This is a genomic window from Embleya sp. NPDC059213, from assembly GCF_042754445.1.
In the GTDB taxonomy this organism is placed as follows: Bacteria; Actinomycetota; Actinomycetes; order Streptomycetales; family Streptomycetaceae; genus Embleya.
The window spans coordinates 1-18,913 of record NZ_JBHZAV010000179.1; the positions used below are offsets into that span (position 1 = coordinate 1).

The window sequence follows — 18,913 nt, forward strand, 5'->3', positions numbered from 1 at the left end:
GAGGCGAACCAGCCCGGCCGGCGCATGAGGCCAAGCAGCCCCGCCGGCGCATGAGGCGAACCAGCCCGGCCGGCGCATGAGGCCACCCAGCCCCGCCGGCGCATGAGGCCACCCAGCCCCGCCGGCGCATGAGGCCACCCAGCCCCGCCGGCGCCCGAGGCCACCTCAGTCCCGCAACCCCATCGTGTCCGCAGGATTCCCCCGCAACGCCACGCGCCCCGGCACGACCGTGGCCACGAACGCCAACCCCGTCGCCGCAACCAACACCGCCGCATACGTCAACGGCGGCGCATACGGAGCCGCACTCGCGGTCATCCCCACGCTGTAGGCCGTCAACGTCGCGTAGGCGACCAGAGACCCCAACACCGCAGCCAACAACACCACCGCCCCGGTCTCCCAGCGAAGCATCCGAAGCACCTGGCGCCGAGTCGTCCCCACCAGTTGCAGCAGCGCGAACTCCCGCCGCCGCGCCGACGTCGCCATCACCAACGTGTTCACCACCGCAATCCCGGTGAACGCGATGATCAGCCCCATCGCCACATAGTTGACCTGAGCCTGGGTGCCCGCCCGGTCCCGACGCGCCTGCTCGACCTCGCCCCGATCCAGCACCCGGACCCCGGGGAACTCGCCCATCGCCCGCTGCAACGACTCCCGCGCCAACGCCGCCGTACCGGAAACGAGCACCGCCTCGGCCGCCGGCCGATCCACGTGCGCCGCCACCACCGCATGAGGCAGCGTCAGATCACCGAACCCCAGGCCGCGTTCGTACACCGCGACCACCTTCAGGGTGACCACGACCCCGTCGCCCATGGTGATCCGCAGATCGTCGCCGACGCCGACCCCCTTGGTCCTGGCCGCGAGTTCGCTCACCGCGACCGTCCCGTCGGCGAGCGCCGCGAACGAGCCGGACCGGGTCTTCGGGTCGAGTGTGCGCTGCACGCCCTGCGGGGTGACTCCCTGAGCCGCGAACTTGTCCCGGCCCGCCCGAACGAGCGTGTGCAGGACCTCGGTGACCACCTCGACCCCGGGCACCGCCCGCGCCGCCTCCGCCGCCCGCCCCGGCACGCCGGGCTTCGCGACCAGCGTGTACGAGGCCAACGTGCCCGCCTTCACCTGCTCCCCCGCGGCATGACTCGCCGTGGTCTGGGTGAACAGGATGGTGGACGCCATCGCCACCGCCAGGCTCAACGGGGTCACCACCGCGGCCACCCGTTCGGCCGCGGCCCGTGCGTTGCGCGCCGCCAGGAACCCGCTGATCGGCGACAGCCGCCCGACCACCAGGCCCAGTACCGCCGTTGCCGCCCGGGCAAGCAGCGGTCCGAGCAGCGCGATCGCCACGGCGGCCAGGATCACCGTCAGGAAGGTGACCGGCGTGGACTTGGGTTCGGTGTCCAGCGTGCTCAACACCAACAGGAGTACGCCGTAGCCCAGCGCCGCGAGCACCCCGCCGATCGTGCGCACGACACCGAGCCCGGGCCGCTCGATCGCCGCGTCCGCCAACGCCTCGGTCGGTCGCACCCGCGCGGCCCGCCGTACCGACACCCGCGCCGCCGTCCAGGCCGCGAGCAGCGTCAGCAGTACCGCGCCGATCAGCGGGATCGGGCTCAGCTTCAGGGCGAGCGTGTCCGGCATCGCGCCGAACGCGACGAACCGTCCGTGCAGCCAACGGGCCAGCCCCAGCCCGGCGAACGCACCGAGCGCGCCCGCGATCAGACCCACCACCAGTGCCTCGCGGCCCACCATCCGGCGGATCTGCCGAGGCGTCGCACCGATCGCGCGCAACAGCGCGATCTCGCGCCGGCGTTGCTGGATGGACAGCGCGAACGTGCCCACCACGACCAGGATCGCGACCAGCAGCGAGGTGCCGCCGAGCGCGCCGCCCAGACTGACCAGGGTCACCCGCGCCTTGGCCGCGGCGGGGAACTCGGCCGGCCCACGATCGGTACCGGTCCGCACCTGCGCGCCGGTGCCCGCCAGGGCCTTCCGGGCCGCCGCGCGCACCGTGCCCGGGTCCGCGCCGGGCGCGGCGAACAGGCCCACCGAGGCGACCTGTCCGGGGTGTCCGGCCAGCCGTCGGGCGTCCACGTCGGCGAAGAACACACTGGCCTGCCGGGCCAGCGCGTCCCGACCCGGCGGTGCCGCGATGCCCACCACGCGGTAGCCGCCCGGGGCTCGGCCCGCCTGCACGGTGACCGTGCCGCCGACCCGGACGTCTGCCCGGCGGGCCAGATCCGCGTCCAGCACGACCTCGCCGGCCGCCGTCGGCGCCCGCCCCTCGCGCAGCGCGAACGGGGTCAGCCGGGCCGACTCCCAGGCGTGGCCCCACGCGTTGCCGTCGGTGTCCAGGGACCGGCCGCCGGCGGTGAGTACGTGGGCGGAGAAGGTCAGTTCCGGGACCACCTCGGCACCGGGGATCGCGCGCAGTGTGTCCACGGCGGTCGCGTCCAGCCACGCCCGCTCGGTCAGCGGCTTCGACTTGGTCTTGGTCTTGCCCTTCTTGTGCTTGGTCCAGTGCAGGTTCTGGTCGGCGGTGACCACGGTGTCGGTACCGGCGTAGCGCTCGATCCGGATGTCGCCGCGCAGGCCGGTCTCCAACAGCGCGCCGCACGCGGTCACCAGCGCGGCCGCGCACACCAGCGCGACGAAAGCGCCGGCGAAGCCGCCCTTGCGGGCGCGCAGGGTTCGCAGGGCGAGGAAGAGCATCAGGCCCACGCGCCCAGGTGCGTCATCCGGTCCGCGATCCGGTCCGCGCCGGCCCCGGTCAGCGTGTCGGTGATGCGTCCGTCGGCGAGGAAGAGCACCTCGTCGGCGTAGGACGCGGCGACCGGGTCGTGGGTGACCATCACCACGGTCTGGCCCATCGCGTCCACGGTGTCGCGCAGCAGCACCAGCACCTCCTTGGCGGTGACCGTGTCCAGCGCGCCGGTGGGTTCGTCGGCGAAGACCACCTCGGGCCGGGTGACCAGCGCGCGGGCGATCGCGACCCGCTGCTGCTGGCCGCCGGACAGCTCGGCCGGCCGGTGTTCGGTACGCCCGGTCAGGCCCACCCGCTGGACGATCTCGGCCAGCCAGGTCCGGTCCGCCTTGCGGCCCGCCAGCCGCAGCGGCAGCGTGATGTTCTCCAGCACGGTCAGCGAGGGCATCAGGTTGAACGCCTGGAAGACGAAGCCGATCCGCTCGCGCCGCAGTTCGGTCAGGCCGGTCTCGGACAGCCCGGACAGGTCGGTCTCGCCGAGCCGCACACTGCCGCTGGTCGGCCGGTCCAGCCCGGCGGCGCACTGGAGAAACGTGCTCTTCCCGGAGCCCGAGGGCCCCATGACCGCGGTGAAGCTGCCGCGCCGGATGCCGACGGTGACGTCGTGCAGGGCGGTGACCGCTGCGGTGCCCTTGCCGTGGATGCGCCCGACGCCGGTCAGCGACACGGCATCGGGTATCTGGTCGTGCGTACTCATGGTGCGGTGCCGCCCTTGTCGTCTCTTCGGATGGGGATCGATGCCGAGCCGAACGCATGCCGGAGTCGCCGAACCGTGCACCGGCGCATGGCGCATCGACGGCTCGGTGCCAAAGGTTCGGTAGCCGGGATTCGGTGCCCGGGTCGGGGTGCAGCGCTCGCGTCTCGAATTTCCGGGTCGATGCCAGGGCCGCGGCCTCGGCATCGGTGGCTCAGGGCCGGACGGTTCCGGGCCCACCGCCGTCCGGCTCGGCGCCCGCCGCTGCCGCGCCGTCGCGCACGTCGTCGTCCCGTTCGTCGTCCCGCCCACCGGTCGTGGTCGGGAACGCCAGGAAGCGCGTCTGCACCGGGCGCGCCTCGGCCGGCAGCGGTCCGGCCCGCTTGTACCGGTTGAGGAGCGCGATGTACTCCTCGAAGAACTCGCCCAATTCGGCCGGCGTGACGTGGATGGTCCCGCGCGAGTACGGCATGTCCATCCCCTCTTCGGCCTCGGTCGCGGTCTGCGCCTTGCGGTACTCCTCCAGGTCGGCCGCGAAGGCCAGGCGGTTCATCTCGTCGACGACCGGCCGGATCTCCTCGCTCTGCTCACTGCGCGGCGGAAACCGCAGGTCCCGCTGCACGGCGCGCCACCACCGCTCGCGGCCGTGCGCGTGCGGATCCACGAAGTCCTCGACGAACCCGTGTCGGGCCAGCTCCCGGAGGTGGTAGCTGGTCGCGCCGGTGTTCAATGTCAGCGCCCGGGCCAGCGACGCGGACGTCGCGGGCCCACCCGCCTCCAGTTCTCGCAGGATCCGTTGTCGCCGGGGGTGCGCCAAAGCCTTCAGCGCTTCGAGTTCGCTGACATCTCGGCGTTCCGGTGACACGGCCACCCATGCACAATAATCTGTGCACAGGAAATTGTGCAATGGTTTCGAGCCCGGTCGCCCCGGTCTCACCCCGCCATGGCGAGCAGCTTGGTCACCGTGTTCCAGTTGCGGACGGTGGCCGTGTCGCCGAGCTTGCGGGCCAGGATCGGCGACAACCGCGCCCGACCCAGGCCGTCCGGGAAGTACATATACAACTCGCGTTCGCCCAGCCGCAGTTCGTCCGGCGCGTAGGTGGCCGGATCGACCGCGCCGAGCACCGCCGGATCCGCGGCCGGGCTCAGGAACGCCACCGCGAGCTTGGCCGGATCGACCACCTCCAGCGGATTCGCCGCGACCACCGCGCGCAGTTCCGCGCCGCTGCGCACCATCACGTCCACCGCGAACCCGAATTCGCCGAGCAGCCCGGCCTCGATCGCCGCGACCAGATCGGCGGCCGGCTGCTCGGCCGCCTCGAACACCGCGTTCCCGCTCTGCAACAGCGTCTTGACCTCGGTGTATCCCAACTCGGTCAGGACCCGACGCAGATCCGCCATCGGCACCCGCCGGTGGCCACCCACATTGATGCCGCGCAACAGTGCCACGTACTTCGTCACCACGCACCTCGCCTTCCCGACGGCCGGGACCACCCGTACGGCGGCCGCCGACCGCTCCCGCGCACCATGATCGAACCGATCGCCGCCGATTCCACCGCATCGCGCGAAGACGCGCCGAAGCGGGTCCGGTCGCCATGGACCTCGCGGCGGGCGCGCAGGCCCGGTCCACCCGGCCCGGGTCCGCCGAGCCGGTTCGGTCGGGCCGGTTCGGTCGGGCCGACTCAGTTGGGTCGGGTCAGTCCGGCCGCGTCAATCGGGCCAGTTCATCAGCGCCACGTGCAGCGCCTCCACCGCCCGATCGAAGGACTCGCTCGGCCTGCGCACGTGCCCGAACCCGCCGTTGCCCTCCAGCACCGCGAAGCCGTGGAAGACGCTGCGCAACAGCCGTCCCGCATCCGTCAGGTCCGGTTCGTCCAGGCCGTAGGCGCGCAACATCGCGTAGGTGCTCTCGATGTTGCGCCGGTAGCCCTCGGAGGTGGCCAGCAGCGCCGGGTCGATCCGCGCCTGGGTCGCCGCGTAGCGGCCGGGGCGCTCCAACGCGAACTCCCGGTACGCCCGGGCGAAGGCGATCAGCGCGTCCTTGCCCGCCCGACCCGCGACCGCCGCGCCGATGCGATCGGCCAGTTCGCCGGCGGCCAGCATCGCGATCCCCAGCCGCAGTTCCTGGAGGTTCTTCACGTGCGAGTACAGGCTCGCGTCCTTGACCCCGAAGCCGCGCGCCAGCGCGGTCAGGGTGATGTTCTCGAACCCCACCTCGTCCGCCAGGTCCGCCGCCGCGCGGGTCACCCGTTCCGCCGTCAGTCCCGCCCGAGCCACTCGCCGGCCTTTCTTCGAGACGCCGTCAGCGCGCCGTCCGCGCTTCCTAGAGCCTCTAGGTATTTGCCTAGGATACCTAGGCACTGTTAGTTTCCGCCGCATGGACCCACTCACCGAGCAGGTAATCCGTACGTCGTTCGTCAATTGTTCCAAGGGAGCGGCCCAGCGCCTGCCCATGCCCCGTGACCTGGCCGAACGCCCGTGGGCCGACCTGGATTTCCTGGGCTGGGGCGATCCGGGGGCCCCTGATCGCACCTATCTGGTCACCGAATACCAGGGTCGGCTCGTCGGCCTCGCCCTGCGCTTTCCCGCCCAGCAGCGAGGCTACCTGCACCGCAGCATGTGCTCGTTGTGCCTGACCACGCACCCGGGCCGCGGCGTCTCGCTGATGAGCGCCCGCAAGACCGGACAGGCCGGCCGGGACGGCAACTCGTTCGGCATGTACATCTGCACCGACCTCGCGTGCTCCCTGTATGTACGCGGCCTGAAGGCGCCGGCGCCCGGCGGTCGGTTCGAGGAGTCGCTGACCCTGGCCGAGCAGATCGAACGCACCCGGGGCAACCTGGCGGCGTTCCTGGCCAAGGTCATCGAGTAGGTCGCTCCCGCCGCCCGCGGGCCGAACGCCTTGACCTCACGTCCACTGGAGGTTGCAGGATCGTCCGAGGAGGCGGGACCCACCGCCTTCGTCGGGACACGAGGGGCTGCACATGATTCTGGTGACCGGGGCGACCGGAAACGTCGGCCGGCAGGTGGTCGGGCAACTCCTGGCCGCGGGAGTCGAGGTACGGGCGTTGGCGCGCCGTCCCGAGGCGGCCGGATTGCCCGCCGAGGTCGAGGTGGTGGGCGGCGACCTGGCCCGGCCGGACACCCTCGCGCCGGCCCTGATCGGGGTCGACGCGGTGTTCCTGGTCTGGCCCTTCCTCACCACCGACGGCGCGCCCGCCGTGCTGGACGCGGTGACCGCGCACACGGGCCGCGTCGTCTACCTCTCCTCCGCGCGGGTACGCGACGACGTCGACCGCCAGGCCGACCCGATCAGCGGGCTGCACGCCGAGCTGGAACGGGTGATCGCCGAATCGACCACCGAGTGGACCTTCCTGCGCGCGGAGACCATCGCGAGCAACACACTCGGATGGGCCGGGCAGATCCGCGCCTCCGGCGCCGTCGGCGGCCCGGATCTGGCCGCCAAGCCGGTCGTGCACGAAGGCGACATCGCCGCGTCGGCGGTCCGGGTGCTCACCGAGGACGCCCACACCGGTGTCACCTACGTCCTGACCGGTCCGGAGGTCCTCAGCCGAGCCGACCAGGTCCGGCTGATCGGCGCCGCGATCGAGCGCCCGCTGCGCTTCGAGCCGATCCCGGTGGCCGCCGCGCGGGAACGCATGCTCGCCGACGGCCGCCCGCCGGCCCTCGTCGACGCGCTGCTCGCGGGCGCCGACGCAGCACCCGAGACGCCGCTGATCACCACCGCGGTCCGAGACCTGACCGGCGCCCCTGCCCGCACCTTCGGAGCCTGGGCCCGGGAGCACCGCGGCGACTTCGGCTGATCCGCCGGCACCGGACCCGCGGGCACCGAACACCGCGTCCCCGCCCTGGATCCGGGCGGGGACGGAGGCGGGGCCGGCCCCGGGCCGTCCGGGTCAGCCGCCGATCGCCCGGAAGACCGCCGCCGCCGGCCGGGTGTTCTCCGGGGCCGCGCCGCCCGGATGGCCGAAGCGGCGGCGGGTGTAGGCGTAGGCGGTGCCGGACCGAGGGTCGGCGAAGGCCAGTGCGCCGGCCGCGCCGCTGTGGCCGAACGCGTCGTCGCCCAGGAAGTCGTAGCGCAGGCCCAACGCCTCGAAGCCCAGCGCGAAGTGGTCGTGCTCGCCGGTCACCAGGTCGGTACCGCCCCAGTGCACGTGCGCGAACTCGGCGACGGTGCCCGGTTCGAGCAGCGCCGGGCGACCGTCGAGCCCGGAGATCGCGGCCGCGTGCATCCCGGCCGACCCGCGTGCGTTGCCGACGCCGCCCGAGGAGGCCGGACCCAGTGCGCGCACCTCACGGGTGTTGACGAAGCCGACCAGGTCGGTGGGCGGTTCGGCGTTGAGGTTGAAGGCGACCCCGGTGCGGCCGAATCGGTCGGGCGCGTGGGCGGCCGACCGGGCCTGCTGCTCCGGGGTGGGCAACATCGGCAACATGTCGAGCGTGCGGGCCTCCATCGCGACCGGCAGGCCGAGGTACATGTCCAGGTCGTGGGGCGCGCGCACGCGCTCCTCGTAGATCTCCTGGAGCGAACGCCCGGTGGCCCGGCGCACCACCTCGCCGGTGAGCGCGCCGATCACGAAGGCGTGGTAGCCGTACGCCGTGCCCGGCTCCCAGAACGACCGGTGGGCGGCCAGGTGTTCGGCGAGCAGTCGGTCGTCGGCCAGTTCGGCGACGGTGAAGCCGCCGTCCACCCCGATCGCGCCGGAGCGGTGCGCGAGCAGCTCGCGCAGGGTGTCCCGCCCTTGCCGTGCGCGGCGAACTCCGGCCGGTAGTGCGCGACGGCCCGGTCCGGATCCAGCACACCGTCCTGCACGAGCAACGCCACCACCAGATGCGCGGCGCCCTTGGTGGTCGAGAAGACCGGGGCCAGCGTGTCCCCCGTGACCTCGTCCCCCGCCCACAGGTCGACCACACGACGACCGTCGCGATACACCGCGAGCCGCACCCCCGGCGCGTCCGGCAATTCGGCCAGGGCGGCGGCGAGTTCGGTCCGAACCTGCTCGAATCCCGCCGCGACGCTGCCCGATACCGCGATCCCACTCGACATGCTTCCCCCATGATCTTGAACCTTCACCGACGCCAAACCCGACGGGCACCGCCGAATTCCGGCCGCACCCTGGACGTCGACTACCCGCAGTCGTATATTCGGTGACGAGTAATCGGAATTCCCCGGAGGCGGCCGTGGCCAGACGCAGGGTCGGCAACACACTGGCACTCGCCGTGCTGGCGCTGGTCGCCGAGCAGCCGCGCCACCCGTACGAAATCGCCCAGGTGTTGCGCAGTCGGGGCAAGGAAAACAGCATCAAGATCAACTACGGCTCGCTGTACACCGTGGTCCGCAACCTGGAGAAACACGGTCTGATCACCGCCACCGGGGTCGACCGCGAGGGCCGCCGGCCGGAGCGCACCACCTACGCGGTGACCGAGGCCGGCGATGCCGAGATGCGCGAGTGGCTGGGCGAGTTGTTGTCGGTCCGGGTGCACGAGTTCCCGCGCTTCGAGGGCGCCCTGTCCCTGATGGGCGTGCTCGACCCGGACCAGGTGAGCACGCTGCTCGAACGTCGGGTCGAGGCCATCGACGCCCACGTCGCCCGCGGGCGCGCCGAGTTGGCCGAACTCACCGGCCGGCTGCCCAGGGTGTTCCTGGTCGAGAACGAGTACGAACTGGCCATGGCCGAGGCCGAGGCGCGGTGGGTGCGCGGTCTGCTCGACGAGATCGCGGACGACAGCCTCTCCGGCGTCGCCGAGTGGCGCCACTTCCGAGCCACCGGCGAGGCCCCGGCGGCCTGGGTCGACATGGACGCCGCGGACCGGGAGCTCGCACCCACCGAAGCCGCCGAACACGATCAGGAGGCCACCACCGACGACCCCACCGGGTAGATCCACGATCCCGGACCGAAAAAGGCCCCCGGGCGGTGCTCGAACACCGCTCCCGAGGGCCGGGAACCTCGCACCGAAACCCTGTGGCAACAGGGACCGGCACATACGAGGCGCACCGAACCCATCGTATCCCCGGTCCTCTTGTCGCAGGTCGGCGAGCCACTCGGCATCGCCGTACCGCATGTCGACCGGAGGGATCCACTCCACCATGAAGCACACCGAGCGGACGGCGGCTACCGTCCACGACGGTCGCACGCCCGGACACACCGGCCCCGCCGGCACCGGCGCGCCCGCGATCGAGGCGCACGACCTCGTCAAGACCTATCCCGTCAAGGGCCGCCCGCAAGGTGTCCGGGCACTGGCCGGGCTGAGCCTGAGCGTGGCACCCGGCACCGTCTTCGGCCTGCTCGGGCCCAACGGCGCGGGCAAGTCCACCACCGTCAAGATCCTCACCACGCTGGCCGCCGCGGACTCCGGCACGGCCCGGGTCGCGGGCCACGACGTGACCCGGGACCCGGCTCGGGTCCGCCGGGCCATCGGCGTGGTCGCCCAGCGCTCCGGCGCCGATCCGGCCGCCACCGCTCGGGAGAACCTGATCCTCACCGGGCACCTGTTCGGCCTGCGCGGTCGCGAGCCCGGCCGGCGCGCCGATCACCTGCTGGATCGCTTCGGCCTGACCGAGGCCGCACACCGCCCGGTGCGCACCTACTCCGGCGGCATGCAGCGCCGACTGGATGTGGCACTGGGCCTGGTCCACCACCCCGAGGTGCTCTTCCTGGACGAACCCACCACCGGCCTGGACCCCGAGGCCCGCGCCGACATGTGGGAGGAGATCGGCCGGCTGGCCGGCGAGGGCCTGAGCATCCTGCTCACCACGCACTACCTCGACGAGGCCGACCGGCTCGCCGCGCGGCTGGCCATCGTGGACCACGGCCGGGTGGTCGCCGAAGGCGCTCCCGAACAGCTCAAGTCCCGATTGCACGGCGACGCGGTGCACGTGGACCTGCTCGACCCGGCCGGGCCCGAGGTGCGCGAGGCGCTGGCCCGGGTGCCGGGCATTCGGGAGATCACCGTCGAGGCCCGCGCGGTGCACGCCCGGGCGGACCACGGGGCCGCCGCGGTGCCCGAGGTGTTGGCCGCCCTCGACCACGTCGGTGCCCGGGTCGGCGCGGTCACGGTGGCCCGCCCCTCGCTCGACGACGTCTACCTGCGGCACGCCGGTCGCCGCTTCGACGCGACGAACCCGGCCGAGGCGGGCGGCGACGCCGCGCCCGTCGAGGACGCCGAGGTCGCCGACGCTTCCGACACCCGCGAAGGAGAGACGCGATGACGACCGCGACCACCGCGACGGGCACCACTCGTGTCCCGAGCCCGCCGAGCGTGCCGATCCTGCGCGAGACGATCACCCACACCTGGTACATGACCGCCCGTCAGTTCCGGGTCTTCCTGCGGCAGCCCGTCTACCTGGTGATCACCCTGATCCAGCCGGTGATCTGGCTGTTCCTCTTCGGTCAACTCTTCCGCGACATAGCCGAGTTGCCCGGCTTCGGCGCCGGGACCTACCTCGACTACCTGATCCCGGGCGTCGTGGTGATGAACGCGGTGTCGGCCAACATGTGGGCCGGCATGGGCATCCTGGAGGAGATCGAACGCGGCACGCTCAACCGCTTCCTGGTCACCCCGCTCCGGCGCAGCGCGCTGGTCAACGCGAACGTGGTGGCCCAGGGCTGCTCGACCGCGTTCCAGTCGCTGGTGATGGTCGGGCTGGGCAAACTGGCGGGCGCGCACTATCCGGGCGGCTTCGCCGGGGTCCTGGTCCTGATCGTGGTGGCCTCGGTGCTGGGCACGGTCTTCGGCGCCTTCTCCAACGCGGTGGGCATGGTGGCACGCGAACGCGAGACGGTGATCGCGCTGAACACCTTCCTGCTGCTGCCGCTCACCTTCATGTCCTCGGCGTTCATGCCCCCGTCCCGGATGCCGGATTGGATGCGGGAGGTCGCACGCTTCAATCCGCTCGACTGGGCACTGACGGCGACCCGTTCGGCCATGCGTGCCGACCCCGACTGGGCCCTGGTCGCCGAACGCGGCGCGGCCCTGGTCGGGTTGGCCGCGTTCGCGGTGTGGTTGTCGATGCGCACGTTCCGCGCGTACCGCAAGTCGGTGTAGGCCGGCGGGGGTACGCCGCGGTGTCGCCTCGGCTCGGCTCGGTCGGCGGCCGGCCGAGCCGGGGTCGGCGCACGTCGAAGGCCGGCCGAGCCGGGGTCGACGTGCGCCGTCGAAGGTCGGCGGCCACCGGCTAATCTCACCGACATGATCAGCACCGACACGCATGTACGAGTCGCCCGCCCCTCGCGCGACCTGGCCGCCGCCGAACGCTTCTACGTCGAGGGCCTGGGCCTGGAGGTCCTGTGGCGCACCACCGAGCGCGTCTCGGGCGAGTGGGATCTGGTCATGGTCGGTCTCCCGGGCGGCAATTGGCACTTCGAGCTGACCATCGACCCGGAGCATCCGCTGCCGCCCACGCCCACGGTCGAGGACCTGTTCGTGCTCTACCTGGGCGAGCCGATCGACCCCGCGCTGATCGACCGGCTGGTCGCGGCGGGCGGCACCCGAACCGCCGCGCACAACCCGTACTGGGACACGTACGGCGTCACCATCGTCGATCCGGACGGCTACCACCTGGTGTTGTCCACCCGGAACTGGACTGTCTAGGGCCTGACTTCGGCCGGCTGTGTGTGTGCGGGCACCGGTCGGCCGGCGGCGAGTGCACGGCCGAGCGGGTAGGCGAGCGCGTTCGGCGGCAGTGTGCCGGGGCGTCCGCTGAGGGTGACCTCGATCGTGCCGGGCGGCGCGTCCGGGTCCTCGGTCAGGCCCAGCCGGCGCAGCGTCTGCCGGGCGACCGCCTCGGCGCTGTCGTACAACCCCACCCCGGCGGGCAGCGCGGCGGCGATCCGGTCGGCGACGAGGGGGTAGTGCGTACAGCCCAGCACCACGCCGGCGCAGTGCGCGGGGGTGCGCCGCGCGGCGTCGGCGATGGCGGCCTCGACGGCCGGTCGATCGGCCCGGTCGATCGCCTCGGCCAGGCCGGGGCAAGCCACCCGCTCCACGGTGTGCCCGGCGGCGAACTCCTCGATCAGGCGGGCCTGGTACGCACTCGCGGTGGTGGCGACGGTGGCCCACACCGCGAACGGGGCACCGGACCCGGCGGCGGGCTTGATCGCCGGCACAGTGCCCACCACCGGTACGGCGGGCTCGCAACGGGCCCGCAGCGTGTCCAGGGCGGTCACGGTGGCGGTGTTGCACGGCACCACGATGCCCTCGGCGCCGCGCTCGGCGGCCAGCTCCGCGGCGGCCAGCACCCGTCGGGTGATGGTCGCCTCGCCGCGGTCGCCCCACGGCATGTGGTCGGGGTCCATGCACAGCAGCAGGCCGAGGTCCGGCCGCAACCGTCGCAGCCACCCCGCCGTCGGCAACAGTCCCGTCCCGGAATCGATCAACGCCACAAGCATGCCGTCCAACCTAGCCGCCCCGGCGCACGGGCCCGAACAGGGGCGCGATCGTGGGCGTGGTGCACACCGCCCACCGGCTCGGGCCGGCCGTCGCGACCCGGCACCCGGTCCCGACCGGCGGATCCGTGCCCGCCCCCGGCCGCCCGCTCACCCGACCGGCGGTCCGCCGGCCTCCGGAGCCGCCACGACGCGCGGCACGACCGGTTCGACGTCACCACGCGGCACATCGCTCGCGAAGTCGTCGTACGGCGCGGCTTCGGTGTCGACGATCGCCGACGCCGCGCCACGGTCGACGGCGGTGGCACACACCGCAGCGGCCGGCTCCACCCGCGGCGACGTGCCGACCACCGAGAGGAAAGTCCGCCGCCCGCACCGCGTCGGCGGCCCGCCCGTACACGTCGCCGTCGGGGGGCGCCGAACGGCACCATGTCCGGCCGCAGGACCCCCGTGGCGCATGCCGGACCCGCCGGTTCGGCGGCACCCGCCCGGACCGCTCGGAGCGTGTCGTCCATCGGCGCGGGGCGCCGGCGCCGCATGCAGCGGGCCCGGGTGATCGTGCCGTGCGGTTCGTGCACCCGATCGGCCGGGCTTCCCACCGCCGGGTGCGGCCCGTCGATGCTCCGCGTGACGACATGTGCCCGCGCCCGCGCCGCAGTCACCCGGCGAGGCCCTCCTCGGCGAGGCGGGCGGTGAGGGCCTCCAGGTCGGCGCCGAACCACACGTGCCGGCCCCGGTTGCATTCGCGGACGAAGTCGGTCAGCGGCTCGCTCGCGGCGGTGTACTCGGTGATGTCGCCCAGGATGGCCACCCGCATCCGGTAGTCGGCGAACTTCTGCAGCACGTCGCCGGCCACGCCGGTGCGCAGCCGGAAGAAGTCCGGGTCCAGGCGCGCCGCCGGCAGGACGACCCAGCTCGCGCCCCGGTAGCCGGCCTCGCCGATCAGATCGAGTGTGTCGCGTACCGTACGGATCGGCGTGCCTTCGGCGGCGCAGATCCACACCGAGGTGTCGTGCAGGGTTTCCATGGCGTCCGGCCTGTCGGGCATGTCGAGCGATGTCCTTCCGGGTTCCGTGCCGCGCTTGTGTGTTGCGCCGCCTGCCTTCGAGTCTGGTCCTCGGCCCGCCCCGACGCATCCGAAATTCCGGCCGTCGAGCCACCGGACCCGACCGAAAGGCCCTGCCCCGGTCGCGGACGGCACCCGCCCGGACCGCCCGCCTCAGCGGACCCGGAACACCGGCCCGCGTGCCGTGAACGGCAGCCGGGCGCCGGCCGGGACCAGGAAGGCGTGTTCGCGCCGCACTCGCAGCACGTCGCACTGCCCGTCGGTGACCACCAGGATCGGACCGTCCGCAGGAAAGTCCGCCGCGCCCTCCAACAGCCGGATCCCCGGCTGCAACACCGTGCCGCCGCGCCCGCGCACCCGCACCTTGCGCGCGATGTCCTCGACCGGCAGATAGCCCGCGTCGTAGGCGGCGGCGTCGCAATACACCACCCGCGCGGCCGGCACGTCACGCGCGGTGGCGTACGAGGCGATCGCGCCCAGCGCCTTGCCGAGCAGCACCGGATCCATCGACCCGGAGGTGTCCAACACCACGCCGAACGTACACAGCCGGTCCACGTCCAAGGGCCGGATCCGCCCGGGCCGAGGGATGTCGGGCGTCGACGCCTGACGGCGGCTCGCCCGGGTGTAGCTGCGCACCGACTCCGGCCGACGCACGTGCTCGTCGAACCAGCGGGCCAGTCGTACGTCCCAGGCCGGCGGCGGTTGTTCCAGCGTGCGGATCTCCTCGATCAGTCCGGCGGGCAACAGCCCTCGGTCGAGATCGTGGTAGGCCAACCCGGCGGAGAGCGCGCGTCGATAGAACGCGTCCAGGTCGACGAACGAACCACCGGACCGACCCGCGCCCGGGAGCGGCCCCGACCCCGTCCGCCGGCTCGAACGCCGGGCCGCGGCGGCCGGTTCGGAGAGCCAGTCGCCCAGGATGTCGCCGTGCTCGCGCGAGCCGGGGGTGCGCAGCTTGCGGGCCCGGCGCAGGTCGGTGGTCAACGTGTCGTACACCGACTCGGCCGACAACCCGGCCAACCGCGCGTCGTACAGCAGCCCGTCCGGCAGCACCCCGACACCCATCTCCACCAGCCACCCGTTGATCACGTAGTCGCAGGCCACGTTGAACAGGTGGGCGTCCCGGTGCTCGCGCCGGCGGTCGTGGCGCAGCGCGGCGTGCAACATCTCGTGGGCGAGCACGAAGCGCCACTCCTCGATGCTCAGGCCGGCGTGCGGGTTGACGTAGATCTCGCCGTGCTCGGCGTCGACGGCGGCGATGGTGATGTCCCAGGAGCGGGCCAGTTCGGCGTCGGCGACCAGGGTGAGGCCGGCGGCGAGGGCGCCCAGGAGGGGATAGGAGGAGACGAACCAGGACAGTGCCCGGTCCCAGGGGCCGTCGGGGCGCGCGGTCCGGCGGCCGTGCTCGCCGGCGGCGGAGTCGAGCGAGGCGGCGACCATCCGAACCAGGCCGCGGGCCAGCACTGCGGGCCAGTCCGGGCGCGTCGCGGTGGTCGGGTCGACGGACGGTGAGCGGCGGATGCACGGGGAGGTGCCGTTGGTGCCGATCCGGCGCAGCGCCTCGGGGACGCCTTCGCGGCGCCAACGCTCGGTGAGTTCGCGCTCGTTGCCGACGGGCAGGTCGGGCAGTTCGGCCAGGGGGGTGCCGATGCCCAGGCCCAGGCCCTCGGCGAAGCGGTGCACCGCGACACAACACGCGGTGTTGTAGGCGGCGTCGATCTCGGCGTCCGGATCGCCCAGGCCGACCTCGGCGAGGGCGTCCTGGTCCAGGTGGCCCATCGCCAGGTGCATCAGCAGGTGGGTGTAGACGCGGGACCAGGTCAGGGGCGGCACGTAGCGGTGTCGGTCGACCACGAGGGTGCCGTATTCGGTGACGTGTCCCAGCGCGCCCGCGTCGTGTGCGGCGTAGGTGTGGCGGACCTGTCGCGCGACGATGTCCAGGGGTGCGACGCAGGCCGCCCGCCAACCGGCTTCGCGTGCTTTTCGGGCCCGTTCCTCGTGGTCTGCGGCGGGGTTGCGAGCCCGGCGGGCGGACATCGGCGCGGCCGATTCAGCGCCGCGCGCCGACCAGGCGCGGCAGGTCGCGGGCGGTCTCGACGAGGAACCACGCGGGCAGCGGGGCGCCGCCGGCGGTGTCCTCGGCGATCACGAGTTGGGCCATCTCCAGCGATATCTCGGCGAGTTCGACCAGGAGGGCCTTGGCCCGGAAGGCGAATTCGCGCAGTGCGGGCGAGACGTGCCGACGGTCTGCGGGCAGATCCTTGGCCAGTCGGGCGCGGAAGCTCTCCACGAGGAAGAACAGCAGGTCGCGGTCGGCGGGCGCGGCCGGCCAGCGGGCGTCGCCCTTGACGATGGCGTCCAGCCCGTACGCGTTGCGCACGGTCTTGAGAAAGCCCAGGAACGCGGCGGCATGGGTGGGGGTGAGCGTGCCGTGCGCGAGCAGCCGCACGTGCTCGTCGGTGACGTCCGGACCGAAGGAGTACAACCCGTCGGAGAGCATGTGCCACGCGCGCGGTGTGGAGAACGCCTCCTCGGTCTTGGGCGGCAGGCTCCACAGGTGGTCCGGTCGGGCCCGCACGTGGTCCAGGATCCACGGGTGGATGCCGTTCCCGAGGGCCCACGTCAACCAGTCGTCGACCGAGGCGCGCAGGTGGATGTGCACCAGGCGGTTGATCAGCGCCGAGGACATCGGCCGGGCCAGCGCGTTGTCGCTCGCCCGGTTGCCCGCGCCGATCACCACGGAGCCGGCCGGGAGCGTGTAGGAGCCGATCCGGCGGTCCAGGATCAGTGAATAGAACGCCTTCTGCACGTCGGGTGAGGCGGCGTTGAGTTCGTCGAGGAACAGGCAGTACGGCTCGTCCCGGGCGATCTGCTCGGGCGGACAGAACCGGCTGCGCCCGTCGACGATCTGCGGTACGCCGATCAGGTCCTCGGGAGCCAGTTGGGTGCCCAGCAACGACACACACTCCAGCCCGAGGGACTGCGCGAAGTCCCGTACCAACGAGGACTTCCCGATCCCGGGCGCTCCCCACACGAACACGGGCCGCACCAGCGCGGTATGCAACAGGACTTCGGGCAGGGCAGCGGGGGTGATCGTATGGGCGGCCTGCACGGCAACCTTTCGGCCATGACACGGAAACGGAGGTCGGACCGGCAAACACCACCGAAGGGAACAGCGGCGGCCGGCTCCCGAATGATGCCGTTGAACGCGGAACCTGTCGCCCAGTTTTCGGCTCCGGCCGAGGCGCGGACGGGCGGGAGCGGGGCCTGCGGGTGGGGCCTGCGGGTGGGGGCGGATCCGCCCGTGACCCGCCCACGATTCGAGGCGCGGGGTCCGCATCGCGGTCCCGGGAACGCGCCCCCTCCGTCGGAGGGTCGGCGAAACGTCTCCGGTCGACGAAACGCCTCGGCGGCGACCACCCCGGTCCGGACGCATGCTCGGGCATCGGCATGATGAGGGGCAGCCGACCTACCCGGCGGCACGCACACAACGTCCGGCATCGCGTGCACCGCGCACACACCGCGCACACCGCGCACGCATCGTGCACGCACCGGGCATCACAGCACGGAGACACGGTGGACCACGACCGCGCCGAAACCTACCTCGCCCTCATCGACGCCGCTCGCCCCGCGCGTCCCGACGCGGCGGCCCTGGCCGACCTCCAGTGGCGGCACCTGCTCGCGGTGCCGTTCGAGAACCTCGACATCCACCTCGGCCGGCCCGTCGAACTCGCCGAAGAGGCGCTCCTGGCCAAGCTCCTGGACCGCCGACGCGGCGGCTTCTGCTACGAACTCGGCGGCGCGTTCGCCGCGTTGCTGCGGTCCCTCGGCTACCGGGTCACCCTGCTCGCGGCGCGCACCTACGACGACAAGGGTCGCCTGGGCATCCCGTTCGACCATCTCGCGCTGCGCGTGGACCTGGACGAACCATGGCTCGTCGACGTCGGCTTCGGCCGGTTCACCCACCACCCGATCCGCCTGGACCTGCACACCGACCAGCACGACCCCGGCGGGGTGTTCCGCATCGTCGAGGGCGAGTACGGCGAACTCGACGTCCTACAGGACGGCCGACCCCAATACCGCCTGGAGCCACGACCACGCGACCTGCGCGACTTCGCGGCCGGCTGCTGGTGGCATCAGACCTCGCCCACATCACACTTCACCCGCGCCCCCCTGTGCTCCCGCCCGACCCCCGACGGCCGCATCACCATCACCAACCGCACCCTCATCCACACCACCGGCACCAACCGCCACGAGGAACCCCTCCCCGACGACAAGGCCCTCCTGTCCGCCTACCAAACCCACTTCGCCATCACCCTCCCCCACCCCCCAACCCGCCCCACCCAAATCCCAACCACCGCCCCCTGACCGGGGCGGGGGCCGGGGCGGGGGCGGGGCGGGGGCGGGGGCCGGGCCGACAACGACACTGCCGCCAAACGCCCAGGTCCCGGAATGCCCAGAGGCCCGGGTCGGCCTGGCGGGGGTCAAAGCGCAGCCGACGCAGAGGCGGGCCGGCCCGGAGCGCTGCACGACATGGCATGGGGCGAAAAGCGGCACAGGCGGGGTATGGCCCCCCGTGCGGGGCGCCAGGGGCCGGCAATGGCGAGGTGGGTGGGTGGCCCGGTGAGGTTCGCCGGGGCCTTGTCGAGTGGGTCGGGTGATTTGTGGCCGGCGGTCACGTTTTGGTGGGCAGCGGGTGGCTCAGTGCTAAATGGTCGGCGTGGGCCGGCGGAGATCGAGCCGGTCCCGGGGTCACCGGCGGTCAGGAGCCCTGGGCACCCCGGCGAGAGGTGGGTGTTGCTCGCCGGAAAGGCGCTGGCAACGGCGGAGCGGGTGGGTGCTTTCGTCGGGTTCGCCGGGGAGCCTTTCCGAGTGGGTCGGGTGTTCGCGGCCGGCGGTCGCGTCTTGGTGGGCGGCGGGTGGCTCAGTGCTAAACGGTCGGCGTGGACCGGCGGAGATCGACCCGGTCCCACGGTCACCGGCGGTCAGGC

The 18,913-nt window shown here is 72.8% G+C and carries 17 protein-coding genes and 2 pseudogenes; 7 read left to right on the top strand and 12 right to left on the bottom strand.

The features are described 5' to 3' along the window. Window positions 1-165: 165 nt before the first annotated feature. From ACFXMF_RS38625 to ACFXMF_RS38645, 5 genes are all read right to left on the bottom strand, one after another. The gene (locus tag ACFXMF_RS38625; RefSeq protein WP_379988037.1) at window positions 166-2,703 is read right to left on the bottom strand and encodes an ABC transporter permease; all 2,538 of its coding nucleotides are present in this window, start codon (window positions 2,701-2,703) and stop codon (window positions 166-168) included. Further along, a complete protein-coding gene (locus tag ACFXMF_RS38630) occupies window positions 2,703-3,452 on the bottom strand; it encodes an ABC transporter ATP-binding protein (RefSeq protein WP_360320397.1) in 750 nt (249 codons plus the stop codon). The genes ACFXMF_RS38625 and ACFXMF_RS38630 overlap by 1 nt, the downstream gene beginning before the upstream one ends. Before the next feature lie 211 nt (window positions 3,453-3,663). Continuing rightward, entirely contained in the window at window positions 3,664-4,320 is a 657-nt protein-coding gene (locus ACFXMF_RS38635) for an ArsR/SmtB family transcription factor (protein WP_379988032.1), read from the bottom strand. A 62-nt stretch (window positions 4,321-4,382) separates the two neighbouring features. Continuing rightward, window positions 4,383-4,913, bottom strand: a complete 531-nt coding sequence (locus tag ACFXMF_RS38640) for a DUF1697 domain-containing protein (protein WP_360320391.1) — start codon at window positions 4,911-4,913, stop codon at window positions 4,383-4,385. A gap of 246 nt (window positions 4,914-5,159) precedes the next feature. Continuing rightward, window positions 5,160-5,726: a WHG domain-containing protein gene (locus tag ACFXMF_RS38645; protein ID WP_360320388.1), complete on the bottom strand. Its 567-nt coding sequence runs from the start codon at window positions 5,724-5,726 to the stop codon at window positions 5,160-5,162. A 100-nt stretch (window positions 5,727-5,826) separates the two neighbouring features. On the opposite strand from ACFXMF_RS38645, the gene ACFXMF_RS38650 reads away from it, so the two are divergent. Together ACFXMF_RS38650 and ACFXMF_RS38655 are read left to right on the top strand one after the other, a co-directional pair. Further along, complete coding sequence (locus tag ACFXMF_RS38650) at window positions 5,827-6,321, top strand: FBP domain-containing protein (protein WP_360320385.1); 495 nt, start codon at window positions 5,827-5,829, stop codon at window positions 6,319-6,321. A 112-nt stretch (window positions 6,322-6,433) separates the two neighbouring features. Next, a complete protein-coding gene (locus ACFXMF_RS38655) occupies window positions 6,434-7,273 on the top strand; it encodes an SDR family oxidoreductase (RefSeq protein WP_379988033.1) in 840 nt (279 codons plus the stop codon). 93 nt (window positions 7,274-7,366) lie between these two features. Here ACFXMF_RS38655 and ACFXMF_RS38660 read toward each other — a convergent pair. Further along, window positions 7,367-8,517, bottom strand: a pseudogene (locus tag ACFXMF_RS38660) (serine hydrolase domain-containing protein). A 134-nt stretch (window positions 8,518-8,651) separates the two neighbouring features. On the opposite strand from ACFXMF_RS38660, the gene ACFXMF_RS38665 reads away from it, so the two are divergent. The 4 genes from ACFXMF_RS38665 to ACFXMF_RS38680 all read left to right on the top strand — a co-directional run bounded on the left by ACFXMF_RS38665 (window position 8,652) and on the right by ACFXMF_RS38680 (window position 12,062). Continuing rightward, the gene (locus ACFXMF_RS38665; protein ID WP_360320379.1) at window positions 8,652-9,350 is read left to right on the top strand and encodes a PadR family transcriptional regulator; all 699 of its coding nucleotides are present in this window, start codon (window positions 8,652-8,654) and stop codon (window positions 9,348-9,350) included. Between the two features lie 208 nt (window positions 9,351-9,558). Next, window positions 9,559-10,680 (top strand): ATP-binding cassette domain-containing protein, encoded by a 1,122-nt coding sequence (locus ACFXMF_RS38670; RefSeq protein ID WP_360320376.1) that lies wholly within the window; start codon window positions 9,559-9,561, stop codon window positions 10,678-10,680. 89 nt (window positions 10,681-10,769) lie between these two features. Next, the gene (locus tag ACFXMF_RS38675) at window positions 10,770-11,516 is read left to right on the top strand and encodes an ABC transporter permease (RefSeq protein WP_379988038.1); all 747 of its coding nucleotides are present in this window, start codon (window positions 10,770-10,772) and stop codon (window positions 11,514-11,516) included. 144 nt (window positions 11,517-11,660) lie between these two features. After that, the gene (locus ACFXMF_RS38680) at window positions 11,661-12,062 is read left to right on the top strand and encodes a VOC family protein (protein ID WP_360320373.1); all 402 of its coding nucleotides are present in this window, start codon (window positions 11,661-11,663) and stop codon (window positions 12,060-12,062) included. Here ACFXMF_RS38680 and ACFXMF_RS38685 read toward each other — a convergent pair. From ACFXMF_RS38685 to ACFXMF_RS38710, 6 genes and pseudogenes are all read right to left on the bottom strand, one after another. Beyond that, window positions 12,059-12,859 carry a glutamate racemase gene (locus tag ACFXMF_RS38685; protein ID WP_379988034.1) on the bottom strand — a complete coding sequence of 267 codons (801 nt, stop codon included), beginning with the start codon at window positions 12,857-12,859 and terminating at the stop codon, window positions 12,059-12,061. The two genes, ACFXMF_RS38680 and ACFXMF_RS38685, sit on opposite strands and share 4 nt — an antisense overlap. A gap of 147 nt (window positions 12,860-13,006) precedes the next feature. Beyond that, window positions 13,007-13,207: a hypothetical protein gene (locus tag ACFXMF_RS38690; RefSeq protein ID WP_379988039.1), complete on the bottom strand. Its 201-nt coding sequence runs from the start codon at window positions 13,205-13,207 to the stop codon at window positions 13,007-13,009. 71 nt (window positions 13,208-13,278) lie between these two features. Further along, window positions 13,279-13,599: pseudogene (locus ACFXMF_RS38695) on the bottom strand (Sir2 family NAD-dependent protein deacetylase); the annotation flags it as partial. Beyond that, window positions 13,515-13,904, bottom strand: a complete 390-nt coding sequence (locus ACFXMF_RS38700) for a DUF4180 domain-containing protein (protein ID WP_360320364.1) — start codon at window positions 13,902-13,904, stop codon at window positions 13,515-13,517. The gene ACFXMF_RS38700 and the pseudogene ACFXMF_RS38695, both read right to left, overlap by 85 nt. Window positions 13,905-14,075: 171 nt before the next feature. Beyond that, window positions 14,076-15,959, bottom strand: a complete 1,884-nt coding sequence (locus tag ACFXMF_RS38705; protein WP_360320361.1) for a hypothetical protein — start codon at window positions 15,957-15,959, stop codon at window positions 14,076-14,078. A 13-nt stretch (window positions 15,960-15,972) separates the two neighbouring features. After that, window positions 15,973-17,034, bottom strand: a complete 1,062-nt coding sequence (locus tag ACFXMF_RS38710; RefSeq protein WP_360320358.1) for a MoxR family ATPase — start codon at window positions 17,032-17,034, stop codon at window positions 15,973-15,975. 464 nt (window positions 17,035-17,498) lie between these two features. Here ACFXMF_RS38710 and ACFXMF_RS38715 point away from each other — a divergent pair, with 464 nt between their 5' ends. Further along, a complete protein-coding gene (locus ACFXMF_RS38715) occupies window positions 17,499-18,290 on the top strand; it encodes an arylamine N-acetyltransferase (protein WP_360320355.1) in 792 nt (263 codons plus the stop codon). The last annotated feature ends 623 nt before the right edge of the window (window positions 18,291-18,913 follow it).